We start from the raw sequence: 13,583 nt of genomic DNA on the forward strand, positions 1-13,583 counted from the left end.
AAAATGACGGCAGGTATCTGGTTTAGTTATAACCATATTGCATACTATCCATAGCTTAGAGAAATCATGCGCAAGAAAACTTTAATTCTAATAAAGCGTTTTATATTTATTTTGGTTGGCGTCATGATTTGCGTAATGATAGGCCTGTTTTATTGGGTTCAGCGTAGCGGTGAACTCCAGCCATGGCATACGTATGTCCCGAATGAATTGCGTGAAAAAGATATCGATCGAGCCGACTGGGATGATTATATCAATGCCGAAAACACCCTCTTTATGGAGGTCCATAAGCATGTCGTCATGAAGCAAGCCGATCATGATACAACGAGTTTAAATCGTTATAACTCGTTAAGCCCGGTGTATCCAGATAATCTTCCCACGGACTGGAATCGATCCTACATCATGCGGACAAAGACGGAACCGAGAGGTGCAGTCGTGTTATTGCACGGGCTAACGGACTCCCCATACAGTTTGCAGCATATTGCCCGGCTGTATCAACAAGCAGGATTTGTCGCAATCGGGATCCGTTTACCTGCCCATGGCACCGTACCAGGGGCTTTAACGGATGTTAAATGGCAGGACTGGCTGGCTGCAACACGCCTTGCCGTACGCGAGGCGACGAAAATGACAAATGCCGGTACGCCTCTGCATATTGTTGGCTTTTCCAATGGTGGGGCACTGGCCATGAAATATGCCCTCGACGCCCTTGACGACAGTAGTTTGAGGAAGCCACAACAAATAGTCCTTATTTCCCCCATGATAGGGGTAAGTCGCTTTGCTCGCTTTTCGGGAATGGCCGAATGGACGGCCTTTCTCCCGGCCTTTTCTCGTGCGGCATGGTTAGGTCTGGTCCCCGAATTTAATCCTTTTAAATATAATTCTTTTCCCGTGAATGGCGCACGCCAGGCTTATCTACTTACCGAGTCATTAAAACGCGAGCTTAACCGGCGCAATTCAAGTTCGCGCTGGAAAGAATTTCCTCACGTACTAACGTTTCAATCCGTTCTGGATTCCACGGTCAGCACCAGAGCAGTATTGGATGTTCTTCATCAAAACCTACCGGATAACGGTAGCGAACTGGTTTTATTTGATATTAATCGCGCGGTCAATTTTCGTGCACTCTTTCGTCACTCTTCCGATCGTGCGCTATCGCATTTGCTGGCAACGCCAGAGCGTACCTTTACGACGACTATTGTCAAAAACGCCTCTTCAGAGAGCATGAAGATGGTGGCTTCGACACACTTAGCACACACAACAACAGCAGACGTTCAGCCACTTAACCTGCTGTATCCGCGAGATGTTTTTTCTTTATCACATGTTGCTCTCCCTTTTCCTGTACATGATTCCTTATATGGAAGTGAACCGTATGAACCGAATCGCTATGGGCTCAGCCTTGGAATTTTAAGAGTAAGAGGCGAGCGTGCTGTTTTGCTCGCGGATATGGACTCCTTAATGCGTATCACGTCAAATCCCTTCTTTCCCTACCTGATGGATAGGATCGCGGGCGTAATAAATTAAAAAAGCGGAGCCCAGGCTGTGTTTTTGTAGGCCCGGACGCTACACGCCACCGGGCGGTTGTTACCGGTGAAACTCTGCCATCGTCTCATCGACCGTCAGAGTTGATAAGCCCTCGTTCACATGCAATAACTTGATTGTCCCATTCCCGTGTCCTGGCGAAGTGAACGGCTCCCCTGAATCCGGTGGTGGATATTTCCGCGCGATGAGTCTTCGATACGTCATTCTGGTTGGCGGTGAAATCTCGCTGCTTATTCTGGCTCGCTGGCCGACGGCAGTGAGCCGTTTGATACTTTCAAAGAAGGACAACACGATGTTTCACGGGTTAAGCGCGTTTCCGTTAACGCCCCTGAGAGAGGGGACGTTTGACGAGCACGCATTCATCAATCTTCTGCGCCCCGCTGTCGACGCTGGCGTGGATTCACTGGGCATTTTGGGCTCAACGGGAAGCTATGCCTATTTGACCGTTGAAGAACGCGGCCGGATCGCACGCTGCGCGGTGGCGCATGCTGATGACATTCCGGTCATCGTCAGCATCGGCGCATTACGGCTGGACGATATTCTACGTCTGGCTGACGACGCGCAATCGGCAGGAGTCTCCGGCGTGCTGCTGGCACCCGTGTCGTACCAGCGATTAACGGAAGACGAAGTGTTTCATCTCTATGAAACGGTGACCCGCCAGCTCTCCGTACCGCTGTGCATTTACGATAATCCCGCCACGACTGGTTTTTCGTTTAGCGATGAACTGTTATTTGCCGCCGCGGCCTTGCCGAATATAGGGTCCATAAAGCTTGGCCGCGTGCCGGAGGACCTGTCGCAGGTACGCGCTCGTCTTCCTGATACCGTCACGCTGGGCATCGCCGGTGACTGGCGAGCGGCCTCCGCCCTGCAGGCCGGGTTTGACGTCTGGTACTCGGTGGTTGGCGGGCTGTTTCCGCAAGCAGCGCTGGCGATTGCCCGTTCAAAAGAGGCGGTACAATCCGAGCGGCTGGAGCCGCTATGGGAATTGTTCCGTCGATACGGCAGCTTACGGGTGGTAGCGGCAGCGGCAGAGATGCTGGGGAAAGTTGAAACACCCGCGCTCCCCTTCCCGCTTCAGGCTCTTAAGGGTGAGCCGCGCGAAGCGCTTGCTGCGATACTTGCGGATCTGGTGCTGGCCTGAACAACGCCGGGTGGCGCTAGCGCTTACCCGGCCTACCGCACCGTCCCGCCACCCGTAGGCCCGGTAAGCGCAGCGCCACCGGGCAAATCCGCTATTCCGGCAACAATCCCACAAAACTGCGTTTCTTGCGCGGCTCCGACATCAGCTCTTCAAGCCTATCCACGCACGCCAGGTAGTGCGGGGTTTGCTTATGCGCCAGCACCGCCTCCTCGTCTTTATAGGCCTCGTAGATAAAGAACCGGGTTTTCACGCGCGGGTCCTGCAATACGTCAAAGCGCAGGTTTCCCGGCTCCTTGATTGCCCCCTCGTGGTTGGCGCGAAACACCTCCAGAAACTCGTCCACCCGCTCGGGCTTGATGTTGATTTCAACCAGCGTCACGTTCATTTTGCTTCTCCCTGTTTCTCTTCCTGCCAGAACTGGAACGCATCGCGGGCGTTCCAGTTCTCGTGAACCACTTTTTTCACCGCCTTCAGCATGGCGAGCGGCGCGCTGGACTGGAAGATATTGCGCCCCATGTCCACGCCGGACGCGCCCTGGTCGATCGCGCGCCAGCACATCTCCAGCGCCTCGTGCTCCGGCAGCTTTTTGCCCCCGGCGATGACGATCGGCACCGGGCAGCTGGCGGTCACTTTTTCAAAGCCCTCGTCCACGTAGTAGGTTTTGACGAACTGCGCCCCCATTTCGGCGGCGATGCGGCTTGCCAGCGAGAAATAGCGCGCATCGCGCGCCATCTCCTTGCCGACGCCCGTCACCGCCAGCGTCGGCATGCCGTAGCGCGCGCCCGCATCGACAAGCTTGATGATGTTGTTGATCGACTGGTGCTCGAACTCGCTGCCAATGTACACCTGCGCCGCCACCGCGCAGACGTTCAGGCGCAGCGCGTCCTCCATCGCCACCGCCACGCACTCGTTCGACAGCTCGCCCAGAATCGAGTTACCGCCGGAGGCGCGCAGCACCACCGGTTTGTTCGTCGCGGCTGGCACCTGGCTCCTGAGGATGCCGCGGGTGCACATCAGCACGTCGGTTTCACCAAACAGCGGCGCGATAGAGAGATCGATACGCTCAAGGCCGGTGGTCGGCCCCTGAAAGTAGCCGTGGTCAAAGGCCAGCATCACCGTGCGGTTGCTCTGCGGGTTGAAGATGCGCGAAAGCCTGGACTGCATGCCCCAGTCCAGCGAGCCGCAGCCCTTCAGGGTGTAAGGCACATTCTGCTGCGGCGTGCCGATGCCAAAATCCTTACCGTCTTTGATGTCGTCTAAATCAGCCATTTGCTCCCCCGTCAGAAATCGTATTTGCTGATGTTCTCTTTGGTGAACACCACGCGCTCCGGCAGCAGCACGATGCCGTTGCCCTTCGCCTCATACTGGTAGCCCTGCACGCTGTTCGGCTCGACCTTCAGCGCCCCGATGTTTTTTACGTCCACGCTGTCGCCCACGTTAAGATCGCCTTTTTTCAGCAGGCGATCGGCGACATTGACCGCAATTTTGCCCTGTTGTACGACATCCCACAGGCCAAAGGCCTTCACCGTGCCCCGCTCAACGTACGGGCGCATCACGTTCGGCGTGCTGAAGCCGACAATCGCCACCCCTTCCCGCTTCAGGTTTTCTGCCGCCTGCGCGGCGGCTGGAAGCGCGTTGGCGTCCGGCGCGATGATGGCATCCAGATCCGGATACGCTTTTAAGATCCCTTCGGCGGTTTGCAGGGATTTGGTGGCATCGTTATAGCCAAACTGCGTGGTGACGACCTGCCACTGAGGATGGTCTTTCTCGATTTTGGCCTTCGCCTCTTTCACCCACTGGTTCTGGTCGGTGACGGTCGGGCTGGAGTAGAAGAACGCTACCTTCGCATTCGGTTTGGTGACCTGTTTGCCCGCCATCTCCACCAGCAGACCGCCCAGCTGTTCCGGCGTACCCTGGTTGATGTAGATGCTGCGGCACTCCGGCTTGGTGTCGGAATCCCAGGTCAGGACCTTGACGCCGCGCTGCATCGCGCGCTTCAGCGCCGGGCAGAGGCCGTCCGGTGACACGGCGGAGACGATGATGGCGTTATAGCCCTGGTTGACGAAGTTATTGATCAGCTGCACCTGGCCGGAGACGCTCGGCTCGGTCGGGCCGTCGTAGGTCACGTCCACGCCGAGATCTTTCCCCGCCTCTTTCGCGCCGTTGCCGCCGCTGGTGAAGAAGCCCACGCCTACCAGTTTCGGGATAAAGGCAATGCGGTCCGCCGCCTGCGCCGAGGCGAAGCTGAGGGCCATTGCCAGGACGAACAGTTTTGTTTTCATCTTACGCTCCGGATAGTTTTCTAAAGAGAGAACGCACCCACTCGCGGTGCAGACTCAGCGAACGTCCCATCACCACCACAACCAGCAGCGCCCCTGACAGCGCGCTCGACACCTGGTTAGGGATGCCGACCATCTGTAAACCCTGCTGCAGGTAGCCCACCAGCAGCGCTGCCAGCGCCGTACCGACAACCGAACCTGACCCGCCGTAGATATTGGCGCCGCCGAGCACGGCGGCGGTGAGCGCGGGCATCAGCAGATCGCGCCCCAAATCCGAACGCGCCGAGCCGAAATAGGAGACCATCACCAGCGCGGCAACCGCCGAGGCTACGCCCACCAGGCCGTACAGCGCGTAGGGCATGCCGTTCACCGACAGCGCCGCATAGCGCGCCGCGCGAGGATTCTGGCCGATTAAAAACAGGTGACGACCAAAGCGCCCGCGATGGGTAATCAGCCAGAAGAAGACGGTGATTACCGCGAACAGGACCAATGGGATCGGCAGGCCAAACACCGTGAGGTTAGCGAACGCCGTGAAGCTGTCCGGGAAGCCGCCGATCCCCTCGTAGCCCGTCGCGCCCGCCATGCCGGAGAGCAGCAGCGCGCCGCCGCCGTAGAGGTAGAGCGTGCCAAGGGTGATCACCAACGGGCTGATGCCGGTGTAGTGAATAAGCGCGGCATTAAATAATCCGCACAGCAGGCCGAGCAGCAGCGTCAATGGAACGGCGACCGCCATCGGCCACCCCGCCTGCATCATCACGCCCAGCGCGATGGCGCACAGGCCGATGGTCGAGCCGAGAGAGATATCGATTCCGCCGCTGATGATGACCAGCGTGAGCGGCAGCGCCACAATGCCGATGCAGATGAAGTCGCTGGTGCTGAACAGCAGCATATTGATATCGAGCATGCGCGGGTTGATGGCGCCAAAGAGCAGGATCTCCAGCACCAGTAAAATGAGCAGCGCGCTTTCCCAGTTAAGCCTCATTTACGCCACCTCTTTTTTGCGTTTTGGAAAAGGGGTGACGTGCTTTCCCCCTCTGTTGCCCGGCTGGAAGCGGCCGTACTTTAGCGCCCGCTGGTGGCGCGCCAGCGCCTGGCGCAGACGTCCGTCGAGTACCAGCACGCCCAGCAGCACCAGCCCGGCGATAAAGTCGTTCCACCACGCCGGGAGCCTGAACAGCACCAGCACGGTATCGATTTGCGTCAGGAAGAAGGCCCCGAGCAGCGCGCCAACCAGCGTGCCCGTGCCGCCCAGCAGCGAAATGCCGCCGAGCACGCAGGCGGCGATGGCCTTCATCTCCAGCCCGCTGCCGGTCTGGTTGGGCACAAAGCCAATCTGCGCGGCAAAGACGATCCCGGCGCAGGCCGCCAGCATGCCGTTCAGGGTAAAGGCGAGCATTCGCGTGCGGTTCACCGCCACGCCCAGCTGGCGCGCGGCGGCGAGGTTATCCCCCACCGCGTAGAAATCACGCCCGAAAGCGGTACGCGACAGCGTCCATGCGCCAACGACGGCGATAATTAATACCAGCATGCCGAGCGGCGATATGCCGACGGCGGCAGGCTCAGAGAGAGATTTCAGCGCTGGCGGCAGTCCTTCAATCCACTTCCCGCCCGTCCAGAGCAGCATCGCCCCGCGGTACAGCCCCAGCGTGCCGAGGGTGGCGACAATCGCCGGAATGCGCAGCCCCACCACCAGAAACCCGTTGAACGCCCCGGCCAGCGCGCCAATAGACAGCGCGAAGAGAATGGAAACGGGCAGGCTGTAGCCGCTATTAAGCGCCACACCGACGGCGATGGCGGACAGCCCGACGATGGAGCCAACGGACACGTCAATATTGCGGGTCAGCATTACCAGCGCTGCGCCGATGGCCAGCAGGATCAGGATCTGCGCGCTGGAGAAGATCATCCCCAGCGTCTGTAAACTCAGGTAGGACGGATTCAGCGCCACCAGCACGGCGAACAGCGCCAGAATGGCGAGAAACGCGCTCAGCTCGCGGTTTTTGAGTAAGGTCTTCATGATTGCCCTCCGAACGCCAGCGCCATCATCTTGTCGAGGCTGACGGCGTGGCGCGGCAGCTCGCCGCTGAGCACGCCCTGATGCATCACCAGCACCCGGTCCGCAAGGCCGGGAAACTCGTCGAGATCGCTTGAGATCATCAGCACCGCCACGTTCTGTGCCGCCACGCTTTTTATCAGCTGGTAGATATCCGCGCGCGCCGAGACGTCCACCCCGCGCGTCGGTTCATCGACGATCAGCAGTAAAGGGTTGGCCTCCAGGCAGCGCGCCAGCAGCACCTTCTGCTGGTTGCCGCCGGAGAGCGTGCGCACGGTTTGATCCGCATGGTTGAGCTTGATCCCCAGCGCCCGGTGATAGCGCTCCACCACCGCAGACTCCCGCTTGCGCTGCTGCCAAATTGAAGGCTCGTTCAGTGCCACGGTGTTCCAGCGGATCGGCGCGTCGAGGAACAGGCCGGAAACCTGCCTGTCTTCCGGCAGGTAGACCAGCCCTTTGTCCAGACGTGAACTGACCGGATCTGCGGTGATCTCCTGGTTTTCCAGCCAGATCCGCCCGCCGCGCACAGGCCGCAGGCCGTAGAGCGTTTCCGCAAACTCAGTGCGCCCGGATCCCACCAGCCCGGCCAGGCCGACGATCTCCCCGGCGTAGATCTCAAGGCTGAGATCGATAAACCCCTCCCCGGTGAGATCGTCCACCCGCAGCACCGGGAAATCCTGGGCCTGGGTGCGGCGGTTGCCCGGCAGCGCCAGCCACAGCTTTTGCGTATCGCTGAGGGATTTCTCCCGGCTCACCGGCGTCATGGCAGCAATTAGGGCATTATCGTCAAACTGCGCGGTTTCGCCGCTCAGCACCACCGCGCCGTCGCGCATCACCGAGACGTGGCTCGACAGCTGGCGAATTTCCGGCAGCTTGTGCGAGATAAAGACAATCCCGACGCCGAGCGCCTGCAGGGCGCGGATCTGGCGAAACAGCCGCTCGGTTTCGCCCGGCGTGAGGGAGGCCGTGGGTTCGTCGAGGATCAGGATCCTGGCGTTGCGCATTAATCCACGCAGGATCTCCACCATCTGCTGGTCCGCCACCTCCAGGGTGCTGGCGGTGGCGTCGAGGTTAAGCTGGCACTGGAGCTGCTGGAGCTTCTCCGCCAGGCGCTTTTCCCGATCGCGCTCGCGCGGCAGGCGGAACAGGATGTTTTCCCGCACCGTCAGGTTGGGGAACAGCAGCGGCTCCTGCGGCACCAGGTAAATGCCTAGCCTGTGCGCCTGCACGGGCGTGAGCCGCGCATATGACTGCCCCTCGACGGAAAGTTCACCGCTGTCCGGCGTTTCCACCCCGGCGATGATCTTCATTAGCGTCGATTTTCCCGCGCCGTTTCCGCCCATCAGCGCGTGCACCTGGCCCGCAAGCAGCGTGAAATCAATGCCTTTCAGAACCGGCACGCCTGAGAACTGCTTGCTGATATTTCGCGCGTCGAGAAGTGGTGTCATCATCGCTCCGCTATTGAACAAATGATTTTTAGATTTAATAATGTTCAAAAGCGTAGACGGTGAACTATATTTACAACCGTGCAGGGATCACAGTTTTATCGATTGAGATTCAGATAAACCAGAAACGATCGAAAAGATCCGTTTTGTCGCGTGGCTCACACTTTCCCTTCGCGCCATCACGAACATATGATCTAAATTTTTATAAGAGTTCAACTATGAGCGATAAACGCACTGCGGAAGAAGGACGGTTTGCCGGGCTGGCACTGGCGGAAGAGGAACTCGTGGCGCGCGTGGCCTGGTGCTATTACCACGACGGATTAACCCAGAACGACATCGGCGAGCGGCTCGGGCTGCCGCGCCTGAAGATTTCTCGCCTGCTGGAGAAGGGCCGTCAGTCCGGGGTGATCCGCGTGCAGATCAACTCCCGCTACGAGGGCTGCCTGGCGCTGGAGACCGAGCTCCAGCAGCGCTTTGGCCTGAAGCTGGTGCGCGTGATGCCCGCGTTAAATACGCCGCCGATGAACGTGCGGCTCGGCATTGGCGCGGCGCAGTCGCTGATGGGCGTACTGGAGCCCGGCCAGCTGCTGGCGGTGGGGTTTGGTGAAACCACCATGAGCAGCCTGCAGCACCTGAGCGGCTTTATCAGCTCGCAGCAGATCCGCCTGGTGACGCTCTCCGGCGGCGTCGGACCGTACATGACCGGTATCGGCCAGCTGGACGCGGCCTGCAGCGTGAGCATGATCCCCGCCCCGCTTCGCGTGTCATCCGCCGAGGTGGCCGGGATCTTAAAACGTGAAACCAGCGTGCGGGACGTGATCCTCGCCGCCACCGCTGCCGACGTGGCGGTAGTCGGCATTGGTTCGGTGAACCAGCGCCGTGACGCCACGATACTGCGCTCCGGCTATATCAGCGAAGGTGAACAGCTGATGTACGCCCGCAAAGGGGCGGTCGGCGACATTCTCGGCTATTTCCTCAATGCAGAGGGCGAATGCGTCGCGGAGCTGGAGATCCACAAAGAATTACTGGGCGTCACGCTCGATGAACTGGCGCAGCTGCCCACCATCGTTGGCGTGGCCGGAGGGGAAGAGAAAGCCGATGCGATTTATGCCGCACTGAAAGGTCGCCGTATCAATGGCCTGGTGACGGAGGAGACGACAGCCCGCGCGGTGCTGGCTCTGGCCGGATAAGAGTCTGCCCTGCGCTAACAATGAGGCAAGCTCATGAGTTACCTTTTAGCGTTAGATGCAGGGACAGGCAGCGTTCGCGCCGTGATTTTCGATTTACAGGGCAACCAGATTGCCGTCGGCCAGGCCGAGTGGAAGCACCTGAGCGTGGAGAACGTGCCGGGGTCGATGGAGTTCGACCTCGAGACCAACTGGCGGCTGGCCTGCCGGTGTATTTATCAGGCGCTGGAGCGCGCGCGCCTGAGCGCGGCGGATATTCAGTCCGTCGCCTGCTGCTCCATGCGCGAAGGGATCGTGCTGTATGACCGCAACGGCGAGGCCATCTGGGCCTGCGCCAACGTCGACGCCCGCGCCAGCCGCGAGGTGGCCGAACTCAAAGAGATCCACGACGACCGTTTTGAATCCGAAGTGTATGACGTTTCCGGCCAGACGCTAGCGCTGAGCGCCATGCCGCGCCTGCTGTGGCTGGCGCACCATCGCCCGGATATTTACCGCAAGGCCGCCACCATCACCATGATCAGCGACTGGCTGGCGGCGAAGCTCTCGGGCGAGCTGGCGGTTGATCCGTCTAACGCGGGCACCACCGGCATGCTGGATCTCTTCTCCCGCGACTGGCGTCCGGCGCTGCTCGACATGGCCGGGCTGCGCGCCGATATCCTCTCCCCGGTGAAAGAGACCGGCACCGTGCTGGGGGCGATTACCAGACAGGCCGCGCAGCAGAGCGGCCTGCGCGAAGGCACGCCGGTGGTGATGGGCGGCGGCGACGTGCAGCTGGGCTGCCTGGGGCTGGGCGTGGTGCGCGCCGGGCAAACGGCGGTGCTGGGCGGTACCTTTTGGCAGCAGGTGGTGAACCTGCCGCAGGTGCGCACCGACCCCGACATGAACATCCGCGTGAACCCGCACGTTATTCCCGGCATGGCGCAGGCGGAGTCGATCAGCTTCTTTACCGGGCTGACCATGCGCTGGTTCCGCGACGCCTTCTGCGCCGAGGAAAAGCTGATTGCCGAGCGGATGGGGATGGACACCTATTCCCTGCTGGAAGAGATGGCGAGCCGCGTCCCGGCGGGCTCCCACGGCGTGATGCCGATCTTCTCCGACGCGATGCATTTTAAGCAGTGGTACCACGCCGCGCCGTCGTTTATTAACCTCACCATCGACCCGGAAAAGTGCAACAAAGCGACGCTGTTCCGCGCCCTGGAGGAGAACGCCGCGATCGTCTCGGCCTGCAACCTGGCGCAGATTTCGCGTTTCTCCGGCGTGACGTTTGAGAGCCTGGTGTTTGCGGGCGGCGGGGCCAAAGGCGCCCTCTGGAGCCAGATATTAAGCGACGTCACCGGGCTGCCGGTGCGCGTGCCCGAAGTGAAAGAGGCGACCGCGCTCGGCTGCGCCATTGCGGCAGGTGCTGGCGCGGGGCTGTTCGCGGATATGGCCTCGACGGGCGAGAGGCTGGTGAAGTGGAGCCGCGAGTTCACGCCGAACCCGCAGCACCGCGAGCTGTACGACGGCATGATGCAGAAATGGCAGGCGGTGTACGCCGACCAGCTTGGGCTGGTGGACAGCGGGCTGACGACGTCGATGTGGCAGGCCCCGGGGTTAGTACGGGCAGCGGCGCCGTAAATAACGCCGGATGGCGCTGCGCTTATCCGGCCTACGGTTTTGTAGCCCCGGTAAGCGCAGCGCCACCGGGGAAGTTCTTTGAGATCTATCACAATCATTCGATCCCGCTTTTACCTTTCCGCTGCCGCTGGCTAAATTAGTAACTCATCCGACCACATAACAATAATTTTACACTGGAAGAGACTATGAGCCGCTACCCGTCGTTATTCGCCCCTATCGATCTGGGGTTCACCACACTCAAAAACCGCGTGTTGATGGGCTCGATGCACACCGGGCTGGAGGAGCATCAGGACGGGGCCGAGCGTCTGGCAGCTTTCTATGCCGAGCGCGCCCGCCATGGGGTGGCACTGATTGTCACCGGCGGCGTGGCCCCAGCGCCTTCCGGCGTAGGCATGGAGGGCGGCGCGGTCCTGAACGATGCGTCACAGCTGCCGCACCACCGCATTGTGACCGATGCGGTCCACCGCGAGGGCGGCAAAATCGCCCTGCAAATCCTGCACACCGGACGCTACAGCTATCAGCCGAACCTGGTCGCGCCGTCGGCTCTACAGGCGCCGATTAACCGCTTTAAACCTCACGCCCTCACCCACGACGAGATCCTGGCGCTGATTGACGACTTCGCCCGCTGCGCGGCGCTGGCGCGCGAGGCGGGCTACGACGGCGTTGAGGTAATGGGCTCGGAAGGCTACCTGATCAACGAATTCCTCGCCGCCCGCACCAACCAGCGCGACGACGAATGGGGCGGCGACTATGCCCGCCGGATGCGCTTTGCCGTGGAGGTGGTGCGCGCGGTGCGCGAACGTGCGGGCGCGGACTTTATTATCGTCTTCCGCCTGTCGATGCTCGACCTGGTGGAGGGCGGCGGCACGTTCGACGAAACCGTGCAGCTGGCGCAGGCGATTGAAGCCGCAGGCGCCACGATTATCAACACCGGAATTGGCTGGCACGAGGCGCGCATCCCGACCATCGCCACGCCGGTGCCGCGCGCGGCGTTCAGTTGGGTAACGCGCAGGCTGAAGGGCAAAGTGTCTGTTCCGCTGGTGACCACTAACCGCATTAACGACCCGCAGGTGGCGGACGATGTGATTTCACGCGGCGATGCCGATATGGTGTCGATGGCGCGTCCGTTCCTCGCGGATGCCGAACTGCTCTCCAAAGCGCAAAGCGGCCGTGCGGATGAGATCAACACCTGCATCGGCTGTAACCAGGCCTGTCTGGATCAGATCTTCGTCGGCAAGGTCACCTCCTGTCTCGTGAATCCGCGCGCCTGCCATGAAACCAAAATGCCGGTCGTTCCGGCGGTCAATAAAAAACGCCTGGCCGTGGTGGGCGCTGGCCCGGCGGGGCTGGCGTTTGCGGTGAATGCCGCCTCGCGCGGGCACAGCGTAACGCTGTTTGATGCGCTGGCGGAGATTGGCGGGCAGTTTAATATCGCCAAGCAGATCCCCGGCAAAGAGGAGTTCTATGAAACGCTGCGCTATTACCGCCGGATGATCGATCTTACAGGCGTCGATCTGCGGCTTAACCAGTTTGTCAGCGCGGCGGATCTGATCGATTTCGACGAGGTGATCCTCGCGAGCGGGATCGTACCGCGCCTGCCTGCTATCGAGGGTATCGATAATCCGAAGGTGTTGAGCTATCTGGACGTTTTGCGCGACAAAGCGCCGGTCGGCGAGAAGGTGGCGATTATCGGCTGCGGCGGGATCGGTTTTGATACCGCGATGTACTTAAGCCAGCCGGGCGAAGCCACCAGCCAGAACATCGCCGAGTTTTGCGTGGAATGGGGTATCGACACCAGCCTGAGCCAGTCCGGCGGGCTACGCCCGGAGGGGCCGCAACTGCCGAAAAGCCCGCGCCAGATCGTGATGCTCCAGCGTAAGGCCAGCAAGCCGGGCGAAGGGCTGGGCAAAACCACGGGCTGGATCCACCGCGCCACCCTGCTCTCACGCGGGGTGAAGATGATCCCGGCGGTCAGCTACCAGAAGATCGACGACGAGGGGCTGCAAGTCACGATCGGCGGCGAACAGCAGCTGCTGCGCGTGGATCATGTCATTTTATGTGCCGGGCAGGAGCCGAAGCGCGATCTGGCGGATCCGCTGCGCGAAGCCGGTAAAACGGTGCATTTGATTGGCGGATGCGACGTGGCGATGGAGCTGGACGCGCGGCGGGCAATTGCGCAGGGGACAAAATTAGCTCTGGAGATCTAGAACATTGCCCGGTGGCGCTGCGCTTACCGGGCCTACGGGTTCGAGGCCGTTGTAGGCCCGGTAAGCGCAGCGCCACCGGGCATCAGACCGCACACTAGGTAGGCCTTTGCAAGCGAAGCGCCGC

At 60.6% G+C, this 13,583-nt stretch carries 11 protein-coding genes and 1 pseudogene; 6 read left to right on the forward strand and 6 right to left on the reverse strand.

Annotated features, from left to right (window positions below; all coding sequences use genetic code 11):
* Window positions 1–66 precede the first annotated feature (66 nt).
* The 3 genes and pseudogenes from L370_RS18110 to L370_RS18105 all read left to right on the forward strand — a co-directional run bounded on the left by L370_RS18110 (window position 67) and on the right by L370_RS18105 (window position 2,674).
* Window positions 67–1,515: an alpha/beta hydrolase gene (locus L370_RS18110; protein ID WP_023333519.1), complete on the forward strand. Its 1,449-nt coding sequence runs from the start codon at window positions 67–69 to the stop codon at window positions 1,513–1,515.
* Window positions 1,516–1,685: 170 nt separating this feature from the next.
* Window positions 1,686–1,878 (forward strand): annotated as a pseudogene (locus L370_RS23800) (hypothetical protein); the annotation flags it as partial.
* Window positions 1,826–2,674, forward strand: coding sequence for a dihydrodipicolinate synthase family protein (locus L370_RS18105; protein WP_023333520.1), 849 nt, complete (start codon window positions 1,826–1,828; stop codon window positions 2,672–2,674). The pseudogene L370_RS23800 and the gene L370_RS18105, both read left to right, overlap by 53 nt.
* 91 nt (window positions 2,675–2,765) lie before the next feature.
* Here the strand turns inward: L370_RS18105 and lsrG are convergent, their stop codons facing one another.
* From lsrG to lsrA, 6 genes are read right to left on the reverse strand one after another with little or no spacing between them, the layout of a single operon-like run.
* A complete protein-coding gene (lsrG, locus tag L370_RS18100; protein WP_023333521.1) occupies window positions 2,766–3,059 on the reverse strand; it encodes a (4S)-4-hydroxy-5-phosphonooxypentane-2,3-dione isomerase in 294 nt (97 codons plus the stop codon).
* Window positions 3,056–3,943, reverse strand: coding sequence for a 3-hydroxy-5-phosphonooxypentane-2,4-dione thiolase (gene lsrF, locus L370_RS18095; protein ID WP_023333522.1), 888 nt, complete (start codon window positions 3,941–3,943; stop codon window positions 3,056–3,058). Before lsrF ends, lsrG begins: the two co-directional genes overlap by 4 nt.
* 11 nt (window positions 3,944–3,954) lie before the next feature.
* A complete protein-coding gene (lsrB, locus tag L370_RS18090) occupies window positions 3,955–4,956 on the reverse strand; it encodes an autoinducer 2 ABC transporter substrate-binding protein LsrB (protein ID WP_023333523.1) in 1,002 nt (333 codons plus the stop codon).
* A gap of 1 nt (window position 4,957) precedes the next feature.
* The gene (gene lsrD / locus L370_RS18085) at window positions 4,958–5,935 is read right to left on the reverse strand and encodes an autoinducer 2 ABC transporter permease LsrD (RefSeq protein ID WP_023333524.1); all 978 of its coding nucleotides are present in this window, start codon (window positions 5,933–5,935) and stop codon (window positions 4,958–4,960) included.
* The gene (gene lsrC, locus L370_RS18080; protein ID WP_023333525.1) at window positions 5,936–6,967 is read right to left on the reverse strand and encodes an autoinducer 2 ABC transporter permease LsrC; all 1,032 of its coding nucleotides are present in this window, start codon (window positions 6,965–6,967) and stop codon (window positions 5,936–5,938) included. It abuts the gene before it with no gap.
* Window positions 6,964–8,451 carry an autoinducer 2 ABC transporter ATP-binding protein LsrA gene (gene lsrA, locus L370_RS18075; protein ID WP_023333526.1) on the reverse strand — a complete coding sequence of 496 codons (1,488 nt, stop codon included), beginning with the start codon at window positions 8,449–8,451 and terminating at the stop codon, window positions 6,964–6,966. Before lsrA ends, lsrC begins: the two co-directional genes overlap by 4 nt.
* Window positions 8,452–8,666: 215 nt before the next feature.
* On the opposite strand from lsrA, the gene lsrR reads away from it, so the two are divergent.
* From lsrR to L370_RS18060, 3 genes are all read left to right on the forward strand, one after another.
* Complete coding sequence (gene lsrR, locus L370_RS18070; RefSeq protein WP_023333527.1) at window positions 8,667–9,638, forward strand: transcriptional regulator LsrR; 972 nt, start codon at window positions 8,667–8,669, stop codon at window positions 9,636–9,638.
* A gap of 33 nt (window positions 9,639–9,671) precedes the next feature.
* Window positions 9,672–11,252, forward strand: a complete 1,581-nt coding sequence (lsrK, locus tag L370_RS18065) for an autoinducer-2 kinase (protein ID WP_023333528.1) — start codon at window positions 9,672–9,674, stop codon at window positions 11,250–11,252.
* Window positions 11,253–11,437: 185 nt separating this feature from the next.
* The gene (locus tag L370_RS18060; RefSeq protein WP_023333529.1) at window positions 11,438–13,459 is read left to right on the forward strand and encodes an NADPH-dependent 2,4-dienoyl-CoA reductase; all 2,022 of its coding nucleotides are present in this window, start codon (window positions 11,438–11,440) and stop codon (window positions 13,457–13,459) included.
* The last annotated feature ends 124 nt before the right edge of the window (window positions 13,460–13,583 follow it).

The sequence above is a fragment of the Enterobacter sp. MGH 24 genome, assembly GCF_000493015.1.
GTDB lineage: Bacteria > Pseudomonadota > Gammaproteobacteria > Enterobacterales > Enterobacteriaceae > Enterobacter.